Here is a 16136-nt window from a genome sequence, read left to right on the forward strand (position 1 = left end):
AGCGGGGCCGGCCGCTGATTTCGCGACGGTCCGCCCCCCGTCGCCGGCTGGACGAGAAGGAAGGCCCATGAACGAACTGATGAAGATCCTTGGCCAGACCGGCCAGGCGGTCACCTTCGACCAGATCAAGATCACCATCGCCTCGCCGGAGCAGATCCGCTCCTGGTCCTATGGCGAGATCAAGAAGCCCGAGACGATCAACTACCGCACCTTCAAGCCGGAGCGGGACGGGCTGTTCTGCGCGCGCATCTTCGGTCCCATCAAGGACTACGAGTGCCTGTGCGGCAAGTACAAGCGGATGAAGTTCCGCGGCATCATCTGCGAGAAGTGCGGCGTCGAGGTCACCCTGGCCAAGGTGCGCCGCGAGCGCATGGGCCATATCGAGCTGGCCAGCCCGGTCGCGCATATCTGGTTCATGAAGTCCCTGCCCAGCCGTGTCGGCCTGATGGTCGACATGTCGCTGAAGGAGCTGGAGAAGGTCCTGTACTTCGAGTCCTACGTGGTGCTCGAATCCGGCCTGACGGACCTCAAGCTGCACCAGCTGCTGACCGAGGACCAGTACCAGGAGAAGCTGGACGAGTTCGGCGAGGACGCCTTCTCGGTCGGCATCGGCGCCGAGGCGGTCAAGCAGATGCTGACCGGCATCGACCTGAACGCCGAAAGCACGCGGTTGCGCGCGGAGCTGAAGGAGACGACCTCCGAGGCCAAGCGCAAGAAGCTGGTCAAGCGGCTGAAGCTGATCGAGAGCTTCGCCGAGGGCGGCGCGCGTCCGGAATGGATGATCCTGGACGTGGTGCCGGTGATCCCGCCCGAGCTGCGTCCGCTGGTCCCGCTGGATGGCGGCCGCTTCGCGACCTCCGACCTGAACGACCTGTACCGCCGCGTCATCAACCGCAACAACCGCCTGAAGCGGCTGATCGAGCTGCGCGCGCCTGACATCATCGTGCGCAACGAGAAGCGCATGCTGCAGGAGGCGGTGGACGCGCTGTTCGACAACGGCCGCCGCGGCCGTGCCATCACGGGCGCGAACAAGCGGCCGCTGAAGTCGCTCTCCGACATGCTGAAGGGCAAGCAGGGCCGGTTCCGCCAGAACCTGCTGGGCAAGCGCGTCGACTATTCCGGCCGTTCGGTGATCGTGGTGGGTCCCGAGCTGAAGCTGCACCAGTGCGGTCTGCCGAAGAAGATGGCGCTGGAGCTGTTCAAGCCCTTCATCTACTCGAAGCTGGAGAAGTACGGCCACGCCACCACCATCAAGGCCGCCAAGCGGATGGTGGAGAAGGAGCGTCCCGAGGTGTGGGACATCCTGGAGGAGGTCATCCGCGAGCACCCGGTGATGCTGAACCGGGCGCCGACGCTGCACCGCCTCGGCATCCAGGCCTTCGAGCCAGTGCTGGTCGAGGGCAAGGCGATCCAGCTGCATCCGCTGGTCTGCACCGCCTTCAACGCCGACTTCGACGGCGACCAGATGGCCGTGCACGTCCCGCTGAGCCTGGAGGCCCAGCTGGAGGCGCGCGTGCTGATGATGTCGACCAACAACATCCTCAGCCCCGCCAACGGCAAGCCGATCATCGTGCCGTCGCAGGACATCGTCCTCGGGCTCTACTACCTGAGCCTGGAGACGCCGGAGTTCCGCGAGGCGGACGAGCAGAAGGCCCCGGCCTTCTCCGACATGGGCGAGATCGAGCAGGCGCTGGCCGCGGGCCACATCACGCTGCACAGCAAGATCCGCGCGCGCCGCAAGGCGATGACGCCGGAGGGCGAGGCGAAGACCGAGCGCGTGGCGACCACCGCGGGCCGGATGATGATGGGCGCGCTGCTGCCGCTGCACCCGGCGCTGCCCTACAGCCTGATCAACCGCCAGCTGACGAAGAAGAGCATTTCCGACGTCATCGACGCGGTGTACCGCCATTGCGGCCAGAAGGAGTCGGTGATCTTCGCCGACCGGCTGATGGGGCTGGGCTTCCGCAACGCGGCGCGGGCCGGCATCTCCTTCGGCAAGGACGACATGGTCATCCCCGACTCGAAGGGCGCCATGATCGACCGCACGAAGGCGGAGGTGAAGGAGTTCGAGCAGCAGTACCTCGACGGCCTGATCACCGCGGGCGAGCGCTACAACAAGGTGGTGGACGCCTGGTCGCGCGCGACCGAGGAGGTCGCCGGGGCGATGATGAAGGAGATCTCCAAGCAGGAGGCGGGCAAGCCCACCAACTCCGTCTGGATGATGTCCCACTCCGGCGCGCGCGGCTCGCCGGCGCAGATGCGCCAGCTCGCCGGCATGCGCGGCCTGATGGCCAAGCCCTCGGGCGAGATCATCGAGCAGCCGATCATCGCGAACTTCAAGGAAGGCCTGTCCGTGCTGGAGTACTTCAACTCCACCCACGGCGCCCGCAAGGGCCTGGCCGACACCGCGCTGAAGACGGCGAACTCGGGCTACCTGACGCGGCGTCTGGTCGACGTGGCGCAGGACTGCATCATCGTGACCGAGGATTGCGGCACCGAGCGCGGCCTGACCGTGCGCGCGGTGCTGGACGGGGGCGAGGTGGTCTCCTCGCTCTCCGAGCGCATCCTCGGCCGCACGGTGCAGCGCGACATCGTCCATCCGGAGACGGGCGAGGTCCTGGCGCAGAGCAACACGCTGATCGAGGAGGCGCTGGCCGACCGGATCGAGAAGGCCGGGGTGGAGGAGGTCTACATCCGCTCCGTCCTGACCTGCGATGCGGGCGTGGGCGTCTGCGGCCATTGCTACGGCCGCGACCTGGCGCGCGGCACCCCGGTGAACGTCGGCGAGGCGGTGGGCGTGATCGCCGCCCAGTCGATCGGTGAGCCGGGCACGCAGCTCACCATGCGCACCTTCCACATCGGCGGCGCCGCCCAGCGCGGGGCGGAGCAGTCGGCGGTGGAGGCGACCACGGACGCCACGGTGCGGGTGCAGAACCTCGCCGTGGTCCAGAACAGCCAGGGCGCGCCGGTGGTGATGAGCCGCAACTGCGAGCTGGCGCTGTTCGATGCCCAAGGCCGCGAGCGCGCGCGCTTCCGCGTCCCCTACGGCTCGCGCCTGCTGGTGGCGGAGGGCGACCAGGTCCAGCGCGGCCAGAAGCTGGCCGAGTGGGATCCCTTCACCCTGCCGATCATCACCGAGCAGAGCGGCGTGGTGGAGTATGCCGACCTGATCGAGGGCATCACCCTGGTCGAGCGGCAGGACGAGGTGACGGGCCTCTCCTCCAAGGTCGTCGTGGACTACAAGGCGGCCTCGAAGGGCGCCGACCTGCGGCCGCGGCTGATCCTGAAGGACGAGCGCGGCAACATCGTGAAGCTGCCCAACGGGGCGGAGGCGCGGTACTTCCTCTCGCCCGACACCATCCTGTCGGTGGACAACGGCGCCTCCGTGCATGCCGGCGACGTCATCGCCCGCCTGCCGCGCGAATCCTCGAAGACCCGCGACATCACGGGCGGCTTGCCGCGCGTGGCGGAGCTGTTCGAGGCCCGCCGGCCCAAGGATGCCGCCATCATCAGCGACATCGACGGGCGGGTGGAGTTCGGCAAGGACTACAAGGCCAAGCGCCGGATCATCGTGAAGGCGGACGTGCCCGAGGGCGAGCCGCCGATCGAGCGCGAGTACCTGGTGCCCAAGGGCAAGCACGTGTCCGTGCAGGAGGGCGACTACGTCAAGGCGGGCGATCCGCTGGTCGACGGGCCCCGCGTGCCGCACGACATCCTGCGGGTGCTGGGGGTGGAGGCGCTGGCCAACTACCTGGTCAACGAGATCCAGGACGTCTACCGGCTCCAGGGCGTGAAGATCAACGACAAGCACATCGAGGTGATCGTTCGCCAGATGCTGCAGAAGATCGAGATCCTGGAGCCCGGCGACACGACCTACCTGGTGGGCGAGCAGGTCGACCGGATCGAGTTCGAGCAGGAGAACGACCGCCGCCTGGAGGCCAAGGAGCGCCCCGCCCGGGGCGAGCCTGTCCTGCAGGGCATCACCAAGGCGAGCCTGCAGACCACCTCCTTCATCTCGGCCGCCTCCTTCCAGGAGACGACGCGGGTGCTCACCGAGGCCGCCGTGGCGGGCAAGGTGGACGTCCTGGCGGGGCTGAAGGAGAACGTGATCGTTGGCCGCCTGATCCCGGCGGGCACGGGTTCGGTGATGAACCGGCTCCGCGCGCTGGCCGCCCAGCGCGACCGCGGCCGCCTGCCGGCCAACACCCCGGCCCTGCCGCCGGGCGGGCAGCAGGCCGCCGAGTAGGGTCGAATCGCCAACCCCGGCCTTCCCGGGGTTGGCAAGGGCAAAGGGCCGGGGCCTTCGGGTTCCGGCCCTTCGTTTTCTGCGGGGCTGGAAGAGGGGGTCGAGGGGGGTTCTTGCTTGACTCCCAGGCCCCTGGGGCTTAGGTGTCCGCCCCTCAACGGGGGCTCCGGTCCCTGAAGATTGTTCTTGGACGACAGCTTTGCGCCGCCGGCGCCGCCCTTTCCGGGAAACCGGAGCGGGCCGAGACCGGGGGCGGGACAGTGGCCCGAGGGACGCGGAAACGCGCGCCGTATCGGGCCCTCTCGCGTGAAGCGAGGCTGCCGGCCGCTGGGACGAGTTCACGAAGGGGCGTCATGCCGACGATCAACCAGCTCATCGCCCAGGGGCGCGAGCCGAAGCCGAGCCGCAACAAGGTGCCGGCGCTGCAGTCCTGCCCGCAGAAGCGGGGCGTGTGCACGCGCGTCTACACCACCACCCCGAAGAAGCCGAACTCGGCGCTGCGTAAGGTGGCCAAGGTCCGCCTGACCAACGGCTACGAGGTGGTGAGCTACATCCCCGGCGAGGGGCACAACCTGCAGGAGCACTCCGTGGTCCTGATCCGTGGCGGCCGCGTGAAGGACCTTCCGGGCGTGCGCTACCACATCCTGCGCGGCGTTCTCGACACGCAGGGCATCGCCAAGCGCCGCCAGCGCCGGTCGCTGTACGGCGCCAAGCGGCCGAAGTGAGGAAGTAGACGGATGTCTCGTCGTCACCGCGCGGAGAAGCGCGAAGTCCTGCCCGACCCGAAGTTCGGCGACATCGTGCTCAGCCGTTTCATGAACGTGCTGATGTACGACGGCAAGAAGAGCACGGCCGAAGGCATCGTCTATGCCGCCATGGACACGCTGCAGCGCCGCGCCGGCAAGGATGCCGACCCGCTCCGCGTGTTCCATGAGGCGATGGACAACGTGAAGCCGGCGGTCGAGGTGCGGTCCCGCCGCGTCGGCGGCGCCACCTACCAGGTGCCCGTCGAGGTCCGCCCGGAGCGGCGCCAGGCGCTGGCGATCCGCTGGCTGATCGAGTCCGCGCGCAAGCGGGGCGAGAGCACCATGGAGGAGCGCCTCTCCGGCGAGCTGATGGACGCGGCGAACAACCGCGGCACCGCTGTGAAGAAGCGCGAAGACACGCACCGGATGGCAGAGGCCAACAAGGCCTTCAGCCACTACCGCTGGTAACAGAACCCCGATCTTTTAGAGAGATACGAACATGGCGAAGGCGAAGTTCGAGCGGAACAAGCCGCACTGCAACATCGGGACGATCGGGCACGTTGACCACGGCAAGACGTCTTTGACGGCTGCGATCACGAAGGTGCTGGCGAAGGCGGGTGGGGCGACCTTCACGGCCTACGACCAGATCGACAAGGCGCCGGAGGAGCGTGCGCGCGGGATCACGATCTCGACGGCGCACGTGGAGTACGAGACGGCGAACCGGCACTACGCGCACGTGGACTGCCCGGGCCACGCCGACTACGTGAAGAACATGATCACGGGGGCTGCGCAGATGGACGGCGCGATCCTGGTGGTCTCGGCGGCCGACGGTCCGATGCCGCAGACGCGCGAGCACATCCTGCTGGCGCGGCAGGTGGGCGTGCCGGCGCTGGTGGTGTTCCTGAACAAGGTGGACATGGCGGACCCGGACCTGCTGGAACTGGTGGAGATGGAGGTGCGCGAGCTGCTGTCCTCCTACCAGTTCCCGGGCGACGACATTCCCATCATCCACGGCTCGGCGCTGATGGCGCTGGAGGACAAGCAGCCGGAGATCGGCGAGCAGGCGATCCTGAAGCTGATGGAGGCGGTGGACGCCTACATCCCGCAGCCGGAGCGCCCGAAGGACCTGCCGTTCCTGATGCCGATCGAGGACGTGTTCTCGATCTCGGGGCGCGGGACGGTGGTGACGGGCCGCGTGGAGCGGGGCATCGTCAAGGTGGGCGAGGAAGTCGAGATCGTGGGCCTGAAGGACACGGTCAAGACGACGGTGACGGGCGTGGAGATGTTCCGCAAGCTGCTGGACAGCGGCGAGGCGGGGGACAACATCGGCGCGCTGCTGCGCGGGACGAAGCGTGAGGACGTGGAGCGCGGGCAGGTGCTGGCCAAGCCCGGCTCGATCACGCCGCACACGAAGTTCAAGGCCGAGGCCTACATCCTGACGAAGGAGGAGGGCGGGCGCCACACGCCGTTCTTCACCAACTACCGGCCGCAGTTCTACTTCCGCACGACGGACGTGACGGGGATCGTGAAGCTGCCGGAAGGGGTGGAGATGGTGATGCCGGGCGACAACGTCGCCATGGACGTCGAGCTGATCGCGCCCATCGCCATGGACCAGGGCCTGCGCTTCGCCATCCGCGAGGGCGGCCGCACCGTCGGCGCCGGCGTCGTCGCCTCGATCGCGGCGTAACGACCATGGCTGCCGACGCGCAGAACATCCGCATCCGCCTCAAGGCGTTCGATCACCGCGTGCTGGACGGCAGCACGCGGGAGATCGTCAACACCGCGAAGCGGACGGGTGCCCGGGTGCGGGGTCCGATCCCGCTCCCGACCCACATCGAGCGGTTCACCGTGAACCGCTCCCCACATGTCGACAAGAAGAGCCGCGAGCAGTTCGAGATCCGCACCCACCGGCGGCTCCTCGACATCGTGGACCCCACGCCGCAGACCGTGGACGCGCTGATGAAGCTCGACCTGGCCTCCGGCGTGGACGTCGAGATCAAGATCTAAGAGGCCGAAGGGAAACTGCCATGGCCGCGCGTAACGGCCGAACCGGCCTGATCGCCCGCAAGCTGGGTATGTCCCGGCTCTTCAACGAGGACGGCTCGACCGTTCCCGTGACCGTGCTGCACGTCGACGAGGTGCGCGTGGTCGCCACCCGGACCGAGGAGAAGGACGGCTACGTCGCCCTTCAGCTCGGCGCCGGCAAGGCGAAGGTCAAGAACGTCTCCAAGCCCAACAAGGGCCATTTCGCGAAGACCGGCGTCGAGGCTCCGGCGAAGGTCGCGGAGTTCCGCGTGGCGGCCGACGCCGTGCTGGAGCCCGGCGCCACGCTGACGCCCGCGCATTTCGTGAAGGGCCAGAAGGTCGACGTCACGGCGACCTCCAAGGGCAAGGGCTTCGCCGGCGCGATGAAGCGCTGGAACTTCGCCGGCCTGGAGGCCACGCACGGCGTGTCCATCAGCCACCGCTCGCACGGCTCCACCGGCAACCGCCAGGATCCGGGCAAGACCTTCAAGAACAAGAAGATGGCCGGCCATCTCGGCGTCGAGCGCATCACCACCCAGAACCTGGTGGTGGCGGGCGTCGATGCGGAGAAGGGGCTGCTGCTGGTCAAGGGCGCCGTCCCCGGCGCCACGGGCGCCTGGGTCGTCGTGCGCGACGCCGTGAAGCGTGCCCGTCCGGCCGACGCGCCGTATCCGGCCTGAGGTGACGACGATGCAGATCAAGGTCATCACCCTCGACAACGCCGAGGCCGGCGAGGTCGAACTGCCGGAGGCGCTGTTCGGCGCCGAGCCGCGCGCCGACATCATGGCGCGCGTGGTGCACTGGCAGCTCGCCAAGCGCCGCGCCGGCACCCACAAGGTGAAGGGCATGGGGGAGGTCTCCGGGACCACCAAGAAGCCCTATCGCCAGAAGGGCACCGGCAATGCCCGCCAGGGCTCGCTGCGGGCGCCGCAGTTCCGGACCGGTGGCATCGTCCACGGCCCGGTGGTGCGCGACCACGGCTACAGCCTGAACAAGAAGGTCCGTCGCCTGGGCCTCATCAGCGCGCTCAGCCAGAAGGCGGCCGAGGGCAAGCTGGTGGTGCTGGACGCGACCGGTGAGGAGGGCAAGACCTCCAAGCTGGCCGCCCAGGTCAAGGCGCTGGGCTGGAAGAGCGCGCTGGTGGTCGATGCGGCCCCGGCCAAGGGCTTCGTCCGCGCCGCGCGCAACCTGCCCAAGGTGCAGGTCATGCCGACCGTCGGCGCGAACGTGTACGACATCCTGAACCACGACGTGCTCGCGGTGACGCGGGCGGGCGTCGAGGCGCTGAAGGAGCGGCTGGCGTGAGCGAGACGCAGGAGAAGGCCAAGCGCCCGGTCATCGGCCGCGAGAAGATGTATCAGGTCATCCTCTCGCCGATCGTGACCGAGAAGGCGGCCGCCATGAACGAGACCGGCCAGGTCACCTTCAAGGTCGCCCTGGATGCGACCAAGCCGCAGATCAAGGCGGCGGTCGAGGGGCTGTTCGGGGTCGATGTGCGGACCGTGAACACGCTGGTGGTCAAGGGCAAGACGAAGCGCTTCCGGGGCCGCCCCGGCCAGCGCTCGGACTGGAAGAAGGCGATGGTGCAGCTGGCCCCCGGCCAGTCCATCGACCTCACGACGGGGCTCGCGTAAGCCATGGCATTGAAGACCTTCAACCCGGTCACCCCGTCCCTGCGCGGGACGGTGCTGGTGGACCGGTCCGAGCTGTGGAAGGGCGCCCCGGTCAAGAAGCTGACCGAGGGCAAGTCCCATTCGGGCGGCCGCAACCAGCATGGCCGCATCACGGTGCGGTTCCGCGGCGGCGGACACAAGCAGGCCTACCGCTACGTCGACTTCAAGCGTCGCACGAAGCTGGGCATCTCGGCAGTGGTCGAGCGGCTGGAGTACGACCCCAACCGCACGGCCTGGATCGCGCTGCTCAAGTACCGTGACGGCGAGCTCGCCTACATCCTCGCGCCGCAGCGGCTGAAGGCCGGCGACACGGTGGTGGCGGCGGAGCGGGCCGACATCAAGCCGGGCAACGCGATGCCGCTGGGTGCGATCCCCGTGGGGACGATCATCCACAACATCGAGATGAAGCCCGGCGCCGGCGGCAAGATCGCGCGCTCGGCCGGTACCTATGCCCAGCTCGTGGGCAAGGATGTCGGCTATGCCCAGATCAAGCTGATGTCGGGCGAGCTGCGCCTGGTCCGGGCCGAGTGCATGGCCTCGATCGGCGCGGTGTCCAACCCGGACAACAGCAACCAGCAGATGGGCAAGGCTGGCCGTTCGCGCTGGCTGGGCCGCAAGCCGCACAACCGCGGTGTCGTCATGAACCCGGTCGATCACCCGCATGGCGGTGGTGAGGGCCGGACCTCGGGCGGCCGTCACCCGGTCACGCCGTGGGGCAAGCCGACCAAGGGCTACAAGACCCGCACCAACAAGAGCACCGACCGGCTGATCGTCCGTCGGCGCAACGCGACGAAGGGCTGAGCCGATGGCGCGCAGCGTATGGAAGGGGCCGTTCGTCGACGGCTACCTGCTGAACAAGGCGGAGGCGGCCCGGTCGTCCACGCGCAACGAGATCGTCAAGATCTGGTCGCGCCGAAGCACGATCCTGCCGCAGTTCGTCGGGCTGACCTTCGGGGTGTACAACGGCAAGAAGTTCATCCCCGTGCAGGTCAACGAGAACATGGTCGGGCACAAGTTCGGCGAGTTCTCCCCGACGCGCACCTTCACCGGGCATTCGTCCGACAAGAAGGCGAAGCGGGGCTGAGATGAGCAAGCCGAAGCACGAGCGCGGTCTCGAGGAGACCGAAGCGCAGGCGGTGACACGGAACATCCGCGTCTCCCCGCGCAAGCTGAACCTGGCCGCCGGGCTGATCCGCGGGCGGAAGGCGCAGGACGCTGTCGCGATCCTGACCTTCAGCAAGCGGCGCATCTCGGACACCGTGAAGAAGACGCTGGAGAGCGCCATCGCTAACGCGGAGAACAACCACCAGCTCGACGTCGACAAGCTCGTCGTCGCGCGGGCGGAGGTCGGCCGCGCCGTGGTGATGAAGCGTTTCCATGCCCGCGGCCGCGGCCGCTCGTCCCGGGTCGAGAAGTGGTTCTCCCACCTCAAGATCGTCGTGGCCGAGCAGCAGGCGGCGCCGGAGCCGGCGCAGCAGGAGGCCGCGTAACATGGGTCACAAGGTCAATCCGATCGGGCTGCGGCTGGGCATCAACCGCACCTGGGACAGCCGCTGGTACGCCGATGCCGGCTATTCCAAGATGCTGCACGACGACCTGAAGCTGCGCACCAAGCTGCGTGAGCGGCTGAAGGGCGCGGGCGTGTCGCGGGTGGTGATCGAGCGCCCGGCCAAGAAGCCGCGCGTGACGATCCATGCCGCCCGCCCGGGCGTCGTGATCGGCAAGAAGGGCGCCGACATCGAGGTGCTGCGCAAGGACCTGGCGAAGCTCGCCGGGGCCGAGGTCTCCCTGAACATCATGGAGATCCGCAAGCCCGAGATCGACGCGACCCTGGTCGCCGAGAGCATCGCCCAGCAGCTGGAGCGCCGCGTGGCCTTCCGCCGCGCCATGAAGCGCGCCGTGCAGTCCGCGATGCGCCTCGGCGCCGGCGGCATCCGCATCAACTGCGGCGGCCGCCTGGGCGGGGCCGAGATCGCGCGCATGGAGTGGTACCGCGAGGGCCGCGTGCCCCTGCATACCCTCCGCGCCGACATCGACTTCGGCACGGCGACGGCGAAGACCAACTACGGCACCTGCGGTGTCAAGGTCTGGATCTTCAAGGGTGAAATTCTGGCCCATGATCCGATGGCGCAGGACAAGCGCGCCGCGGAACAGGCGCCTCAGCGCTGAGGCGGGATGAACAATGCTGCAACCGAAGCGCACGAAGTTCCGCAAGGCCCATAAGGGCCGCATCCATGGGCTGGCGAAGGGCGGGTTCACCCTGTCCTTCGGCGGCTTCGGCCTGAAGGCCCTGGAGCCGGAGCGCGTCACCGCCCGCCAGATCGAGGCGGCCCGCCGCGCGATCACGCGCGCCATGAAGCGCCAGGGCCGGGTGTGGATCCGCATCTTCCCCGACGTTCCCGTCTCGACCAAGCCCGCGGAAGTCCGCATGGGCTCGGGCAAGGGCGCGCCGGAGTACTGGGTGGCCCGGGTGAAGCCCGGCCGCATCATGTTCGAGATCGACGGCGTGCCGTCCGACACGGCGCGCGAGGCGCTGGGTCTGGGCGCGGCCAAGCTGCCGATCAAGACCAAGTTCGTGACGCGCCTCGGCGCGGAGGCGTAAGGGTATGACCAAGATCACGGAGATCCGGGGCAAGTCCCCGGACGAGCTCCAAACTCTACTGCTTGATCTGCGCAAGGAGCAGTTCAACCTGCGCTTCCAGCGTGCTACCGGGCAGCTTGAGGCGGTCTCGCGCATCAAGCAGGTGCGCCGGGACATCGCCCGGATCAAGACCGTGCAGGCGGCCAACGCCCGCACGACCCCCAAGGCCTGACGAGGAGACCCCGGCCCATGCCGAAGCGCGTCCTCACCGGGCGGGTGGTCAGCGACAAGATGGCGAAGACGGTCACCGTCCTCGTCGAGCGTCGCGTGATGCATCCGCTCTACAAGAAGTTCATCAAGCGTTCTGGCCGCTACGCGGCGCATGACGAAGCCGGCCTGTGCAAGGAAGGCGACACCGTGCGCATCGAGGAGTGCCGGCCCATCAGCAAGCGCAAGAGCTGGCTGGTGATCGAGCGCAACGGCCAGGCGGTCGACCGCCCCGCCGGCTTCGACGCCCCGGCCCCGGCCGTGGCTGAGGAGGCCGCGGCGTGATCCAGGTCGAATCCAACCTCGACGTCGCCGACAACTCCGGCGCGCGCAAGGTCCAGTGCATCAAGGTGCTGGGCGGCTCCAAGCGGAAGACCGCGTCGGTCGGCGACATCATCGTCGTCTCCGTCAAGGACGCCATTCCCCGCGCCAAGGTGAAGAAGGGCGAGGTCCACCGGGCCGTCATCGTCCGCACCGCCTATCCGGTGCGGCGCGTGGACGGCACGGCGATCCGCTTCGACAACAACGCGGCCGTGCTGATCAACAAGCAGAACGAGCCGATCGGGACCCGCATCTTCGGCCCGGTGGTGCGCGAGCTGCGCGCCCGCCGCTACATGAAGATCATCTCCCTGGCTCCGGAGGTGCTGTGATGGCCGCCAAGATCCGCAAGGGCGACACCGTCCAGGTGCTGGCCGGCAAGGACAAGGGCCGCCGGGGCGAGGTGCTGCAGGTGCTGCCGACCGAGAACCGGGCGGTGGTGCAGGGCGTGAACGTGGTCAAGCGGCACAGCAAGCCGCGTGGCATGAACCAGCCGGGCGGCATCCAGGAGAAGGAGGCGTCGATCGACCTCTCCAATCTGGCGCTGCTCGATCCGAAGTCCGGCAAGCCGACCCGCGTCGGCTTCCGGATCCAGGACGACGGCAAGAAGGTCCGGGTGGCGAAGGCCTCCGGCGAGGTGCTCGACGCATGAGCGAGACGGCGCAGAAGGAGCTGCCGCGGCTGCAGCAGCATTACCGCGAGGTGGTGCGCAAGCAGCTGCTGGAGCAGTTCGGCTACGGTTCCCCGATGGAGGTGCCGAAGCTCGAGAAGATCGTCATCAACATGGGCGTGGGCGAGGCCGCCGGCGACCAGAAGAAGCTCGACGCCGCCGTGGCCGAGATGGCGCTGATCTCCGGCCAGAAGCCGGTGAAGACGCTGGCGAAGAAGGCCATCGCGGGCTTCAAGATCCGCGAGGGCCAGGCCATCGGCTGCAAGGTGACGCTGCGCAAGGCCCGGATGTACGAGTTCCTCGACCGTCTGGTCACGATCGCCCTGCCGCGCATCCGCGATTTCCGCGGCCTGCCGGGCAACAAGGGCTTCGACGGGCGTGGCAACTTCGCGCTGGGGCTCAAGGAGCAGATTGTCTTCCCGGAGATCGCCTACGACAAGGTCGAGGCGATCCGCGGGATGGACATCCAGTTCGTCACCACGGCGAAGACCGACAAGGAAGCGAAGGCCCTGCTGAAGGGCTTCGAGCTTCCGTTCAACAACTGATCTCGGAAAACCACTCGCCCCCGGCCTCCGGGCCGACGGGCGGGACAGGTTCTGGAGGGTAGATCGTATGGCCAAGACTTCGGCTGTCGAGAAGAACAAGGAGCGGATTCGCCTGTCCACCGTCTATGCGGACAAGCGAAGCGCCCTGAAGAACATCATCATGGATCGCGAGCTGCCCGTCGAGGAGCGGTTCGAGGCGACGCTGCGCTTGGCGCAGATGCCGCGCAACGGGGCCAAGGTGCGCGTGCGCCTGCGCTGCGAGCTGACCGGTCGCCCCCGCGGCAACTACCGGAAGTTCAAGCTGAGCCGCAACATGCTGCGCGATCTGGCGTCGGCCGGGCATCTCCCGGGCGTCGTGAAGGCCTCCTGGTAAGAGACGGGAGGACCTCATGTCCCTGTCCGATCCGTTGGGTGACATGCTCACCCGCATCCGCAACGGCCAGCGCGCGCGGCAGAGCCGCATCGCCTCGCCCGCCTCGCGCCTGCGCGCGGACGTGCTCGAGGTGCTGAAGCGCGAGGGCTACATCCGCGCCTGGCGCATCGAGGACGTGCGTCCCGGCGTGAAGGTGCTCGACATCGAGCTCAAGTATTCCGAGGGCGAGCCGGTCATCAAGGAGATCAACCGCGTCTCCAAGCCGGGCCGCCGGGTTTACGCGAAGATCAAGGAGCTGCCGAAGGTCTACAACGGCTTTGGCATCTCCATCCTCTCCACGCCCCGTGGCGTGATGAGCGACACCGAGGCCCGCGTCGCCAATGTTGGCGGCGAGGTCCTCTGCCGCGTGTTCTGAGGAGGCCGAAGCCATGTCGCGCGTCGGCAAGTATCCCGTGACCGTTCCCAGCGGCGTTTCCGTCGCCCTGCAGGACGGCGTCGTGGTGGCCAAGGGCAAGCTCGGCGAGCTGCGCCTGCCGGTGGTCACCGATGCGGTGGACGTCACCATCGAGGGCAACAGCGTGAAGGTGGAGCCGAAGGGTTCCGACCGCCGCTCGCGCACCCTGTGGGGCACCACCCGCTCCCTGATCAACGGCATGGTGACGGGGGTTTCCACCGGCTTCGCCAAGTCCATGGAGATCACCGGCACGGGCTACCGTGCCGCGGTCCAGGGCAAGGAGCTGGTGCTGAACCTCGGCTACTCGCACGAGATCCGCTACGCGATCCCCGAGGGGATCAAGATCACGACCGAGCGCCCCACGGCGATCAGGGTCGAGGGTGCGGACAAGCAGCGGGTCGGCCAGGTGGCCGCCGAGATCCGGGCCTATCGCGGTCCCGAGCCCTACAAGGGCAAGGGCATCCGGTACGACAACGAGACCATCCTCCGGAAGGAGGGTAAGAAGAAGTAATGGCGAAGATCTCTCTCGAGGCACGCCGGCGCGCCCGGCTTCGCTACCAGCTCCGGCAGAAGGCCGGCGGGCGTCCGCGCCTGTCCGTCTTCCGCTCGGGCCGGCACATCTATGCCCAGGTGATCGACGACAGCGCGGGCCGCACCCTCGCTGCCGCCTCGACGCTGGAGAAGGACCTGCGGGCCCAGACCGGCGCCGACAGGGACGCGGCGTCGACCGTCGGCAAGCTGGTCGCCGAGCGCGCGGTGGCCGCCGGGGTGACCGCGGTCGTCTTCGACCGTGGGCCCTACCTGTATCATGGCCGGGTGAAGGCCCTGGCGGACGGCGCCCGCGAGGGCGGGCTGTCGTTCTAAGGAGCGTCTGACATGGCATATGCACCGAGGTCGGGCGGCGGCGAGGGCGGCGAGCGCCGTGGCCGTCGTCGCGACGGCGACCGCAACCAGCAGCAGCAGCACGCCGAGAGCGACGAGTTCCGCGACAAGCTGGTGACCATCAACCGCGTGGCCAAGGTGGTGAAGGGCGGTCGCCGCTTCTCCTTCGCGGCGCTCGTGGTGGTGGGCGACCAGAAGGGCCGCGTGGGCTGGGGCGCCGGCAAGGCGCGCGAGGTGCCGGAGGCGATCCGCAAGGCGACCGAGCGCGCCAAGCGGACGCTGATCCGCGTGCCGATGCGCGAGGGCCGGACGCTGCATCACGACATGATCGGCGAGTTCGGCGCCGGCCGCGTGATCCTGCGCGCCGCTCCGGCGGGCACGGGCATCATCGCCGGCGGCCCGATGCGCGCGGTGTTCGAGACGCTGGGCATGGGCGACGTGGTCGCCAAGTGCACCGGCACGACGAACCCGCACAACATGATCAAGGCCACCTTCGCCGCCCTGCAGAAGGTGACCTCGCCGCGCGCCGTCGCCGCGCGCCGTGGCAAGAAGGTCTCCGACCTGCTTGGCCCGCGCAAGGACGAGGCCGCGCCGGCCCAGGAGGCTGCGGGTGTCTGACAAGAAGACCGTGACGGTGACCCAGACCGGGTCGCCGATCGGCCGCAAGCCGGGCCAGCGGGAGACGCTGGTCGGGCTCGGCCTCAACAAGCTGAATCGCTCGCGCGAGCTGGAGGACACTCCGGCGGTGCGCGGGATGATCCGCAAGGTGGCCCACCTCGTGAAGGTGGAGGGCTGAACCGATGGTCAAGCTGAACGAGCTGCGCGACAACGAGGGCGCCCGCCCGAAGTTCAAGCGCGTCGGCCGAGGGATCGGGTCCGGCAAGGGCAAGACCTCCGGCCGCGGCATGAAGGGCCAGAAGGCCCGCACCGGCGTGTCGCTAAACGGGTTCGAGGGCGGTCAGCTCCCGATCTACCGGCGCCTGCCGAAGCGGGGCTTCGTGAACCTGTTCCGCAAGGAATACGCGCCGCTGAACCTGGGCGCGCTGGACAAGGCGATCGAGGACGGGCGCCTGAAGGCGGACGGCACGATCGACGAGGCGGCGCTGGCCGAGGCGGGCGTGGTCCGCGTCAGCGGCAAGCGGGTGGGCGTCCGCCTGCTGGCCAAGGGCGAGATCAAGCGCGCCGTGACCATCGCGGTGACCGGGGCCTCGGCCGCGGCGATCGCGGCGGTGCAGGCGGCGGGCGGCACGGTGACCGTCACCGCGCCGGCCGCAGAGGCGGAAGCCGGCGAGTCCGCTTGATCGGGCTCTCCCGGACGGCTACCTGACCCACCAAGGTCTTCGCTGCGGCGCCGCG

25 protein-coding genes are annotated in these 16136 nt (G+C 68.6%); all 25 read left to right on the forward strand.

From position 1 onward, the window contains the following. Window positions 1-67 precede the first annotated feature (67 nt). The 25 genes from rpoC to rplO all read left to right on the forward strand — a co-directional run bounded on the left by rpoC (window position 68) and on the right by rplO (window position 16081). Window positions 68-4246 carry a DNA-directed RNA polymerase subunit beta' gene (gene rpoC / locus LPC08_RS06270; protein ID WP_230451858.1) on the forward strand — a complete coding sequence of 1393 codons (4179 nt, stop codon included), beginning with the start codon at window positions 68-70 and terminating at the stop codon, window positions 4244-4246. Window positions 4247-4599: 353 nt separating this feature from the next. Next, window positions 4600-4971: a 30S ribosomal protein S12 gene (gene rpsL, locus LPC08_RS06275; RefSeq protein ID WP_073139794.1), complete on the forward strand. Its 372-nt coding sequence runs from the start codon at window positions 4600-4602 to the stop codon at window positions 4969-4971. A 12-nt stretch (window positions 4972-4983) separates the two neighbouring features. Further along, on the forward strand, window positions 4984-5460 hold the full coding sequence (gene rpsG, locus LPC08_RS06280) for a 30S ribosomal protein S7 (RefSeq protein WP_230451859.1): 477 nt from the start codon (window positions 4984-4986) through the stop codon (window positions 5458-5460). A gap of 31 nt (window positions 5461-5491) precedes the next feature. Then, window positions 5492-6679: an elongation factor Tu gene (gene tuf / locus LPC08_RS06285; protein WP_230449014.1), complete on the forward strand. Its 1188-nt coding sequence runs from the start codon at window positions 5492-5494 to the stop codon at window positions 6677-6679. A gap of 5 nt (window positions 6680-6684) precedes the next feature. After that, entirely contained in the window at window positions 6685-6999 is a 315-nt protein-coding gene (rpsJ, locus tag LPC08_RS06290) for a 30S ribosomal protein S10 (RefSeq protein ID WP_043835383.1), read from the forward strand. 20 nt (window positions 7000-7019) lie between these two features. Next, complete coding sequence (rplC, locus tag LPC08_RS06295; RefSeq protein ID WP_230451860.1) at window positions 7020-7697, forward strand: 50S ribosomal protein L3; 678 nt, start codon at window positions 7020-7022, stop codon at window positions 7695-7697. Between the two features lie 10 nt (window positions 7698-7707). Then, window positions 7708-8322, forward strand: a complete 615-nt coding sequence (rplD, locus tag LPC08_RS06300; protein ID WP_230451861.1) for a 50S ribosomal protein L4 — start codon at window positions 7708-7710, stop codon at window positions 8320-8322. Window positions 8323-8354: 32 nt separating this feature from the next. Then, the gene (locus tag LPC08_RS06305) at window positions 8355-8651 is read left to right on the forward strand and encodes a 50S ribosomal protein L23 (protein WP_230452999.1); all 297 of its coding nucleotides are present in this window, start codon (window positions 8355-8357) and stop codon (window positions 8649-8651) included. Between the two features lie 3 nt (window positions 8652-8654). Continuing rightward, window positions 8655-9491: a 50S ribosomal protein L2 gene (gene rplB, locus LPC08_RS06310; protein WP_230451862.1), complete on the forward strand. Its 837-nt coding sequence runs from the start codon at window positions 8655-8657 to the stop codon at window positions 9489-9491. 4 nt (window positions 9492-9495) lie between these two features. After that, the gene (gene rpsS, locus LPC08_RS06315) at window positions 9496-9774 is read left to right on the forward strand and encodes a 30S ribosomal protein S19 (protein ID WP_230451863.1); all 279 of its coding nucleotides are present in this window, start codon (window positions 9496-9498) and stop codon (window positions 9772-9774) included. A gap of 1 nt (window position 9775) precedes the next feature. After that, window positions 9776-10180 (forward strand): 50S ribosomal protein L22, encoded by a 405-nt coding sequence (rplV, locus tag LPC08_RS06320; protein WP_230451864.1) that lies wholly within the window; start codon window positions 9776-9778, stop codon window positions 10178-10180. Between the two features lies 1 nt (window position 10181). Then, entirely contained in the window at window positions 10182-10859 is a 678-nt protein-coding gene (gene rpsC, locus LPC08_RS06325) for a 30S ribosomal protein S3 (RefSeq protein WP_230451865.1), read from the forward strand. A 13-nt stretch (window positions 10860-10872) separates the two neighbouring features. After that, on the forward strand, window positions 10873-11292 hold the full coding sequence (rplP, locus tag LPC08_RS06330) for a 50S ribosomal protein L16 (protein WP_230451866.1): 420 nt from the start codon (window positions 10873-10875) through the stop codon (window positions 11290-11292). Between the two features lie 4 nt (window positions 11293-11296). After that, window positions 11297-11503 carry a 50S ribosomal protein L29 gene (rpmC, locus tag LPC08_RS06335; RefSeq protein WP_230451867.1) on the forward strand — a complete coding sequence of 69 codons (207 nt, stop codon included), beginning with the start codon at window positions 11297-11299 and terminating at the stop codon, window positions 11501-11503. A 17-nt stretch (window positions 11504-11520) separates the two neighbouring features. Next, entirely contained in the window at window positions 11521-11823 is a 303-nt protein-coding gene (gene rpsQ / locus LPC08_RS06340; RefSeq protein WP_230451868.1) for a 30S ribosomal protein S17, read from the forward strand. Next, complete coding sequence (gene rplN, locus LPC08_RS06345; RefSeq protein WP_230451869.1) at window positions 11820-12188, forward strand: 50S ribosomal protein L14; 369 nt, start codon at window positions 11820-11822, stop codon at window positions 12186-12188. The genes rpsQ and rplN overlap by 4 nt, the downstream gene beginning before the upstream one ends. After that, entirely contained in the window at window positions 12188-12508 is a 321-nt protein-coding gene (rplX, locus tag LPC08_RS06350; protein ID WP_230451870.1) for a 50S ribosomal protein L24, read from the forward strand. Before rplN ends, rplX begins: the two co-directional genes overlap by 1 nt. Further along, window positions 12505-13071 (forward strand): 50S ribosomal protein L5, encoded by a 567-nt coding sequence (rplE, locus tag LPC08_RS06355; RefSeq protein WP_230451871.1) that lies wholly within the window; start codon window positions 12505-12507, stop codon window positions 13069-13071. The genes rplX and rplE overlap by 4 nt, the downstream gene beginning before the upstream one ends. A 67-nt stretch (window positions 13072-13138) precedes the next feature. Further along, window positions 13139-13444 carry a 30S ribosomal protein S14 gene (gene rpsN / locus LPC08_RS06360; RefSeq protein ID WP_230451872.1) on the forward strand — a complete coding sequence of 102 codons (306 nt, stop codon included), beginning with the start codon at window positions 13139-13141 and terminating at the stop codon, window positions 13442-13444. A 16-nt stretch (window positions 13445-13460) separates the two neighbouring features. Then, window positions 13461-13859, forward strand: a complete 399-nt coding sequence (rpsH, locus tag LPC08_RS06365; protein ID WP_230451873.1) for a 30S ribosomal protein S8 — start codon at window positions 13461-13463, stop codon at window positions 13857-13859. Between the two features lie 13 nt (window positions 13860-13872). Then, window positions 13873-14409 carry a 50S ribosomal protein L6 gene (gene rplF / locus LPC08_RS06370; RefSeq protein ID WP_230451874.1) on the forward strand — a complete coding sequence of 179 codons (537 nt, stop codon included), beginning with the start codon at window positions 13873-13875 and terminating at the stop codon, window positions 14407-14409. Next, window positions 14409-14762 carry a 50S ribosomal protein L18 gene (rplR, locus tag LPC08_RS06375; protein ID WP_230451875.1) on the forward strand — a complete coding sequence of 118 codons (354 nt, stop codon included), beginning with the start codon at window positions 14409-14411 and terminating at the stop codon, window positions 14760-14762. The genes rplF and rplR overlap by 1 nt, the downstream gene beginning before the upstream one ends. 12 nt (window positions 14763-14774) lie before the next feature. Next, window positions 14775-15398: a 30S ribosomal protein S5 gene (gene rpsE / locus LPC08_RS06380; protein ID WP_230451876.1), complete on the forward strand. Its 624-nt coding sequence runs from the start codon at window positions 14775-14777 to the stop codon at window positions 15396-15398. Then, entirely contained in the window at window positions 15391-15576 is a 186-nt protein-coding gene (gene rpmD, locus LPC08_RS06385; RefSeq protein ID WP_230451877.1) for a 50S ribosomal protein L30, read from the forward strand. Before rpsE ends, rpmD begins: the two co-directional genes overlap by 8 nt. Before the next feature lie 4 nt (window positions 15577-15580). Then, window positions 15581-16081, forward strand: coding sequence for a 50S ribosomal protein L15 (rplO, locus tag LPC08_RS06390; RefSeq protein ID WP_230451878.1), 501 nt, complete (start codon window positions 15581-15583; stop codon window positions 16079-16081). Window positions 16082-16136 lie beyond the last annotated feature (55 nt).

This window comes from Roseomonas sp. OT10 (assembly GCF_020991085.1).
Lineage (GTDB): Bacteria > Pseudomonadota > Alphaproteobacteria > Acetobacterales > Acetobacteraceae > Roseomonas > Roseomonas cutis.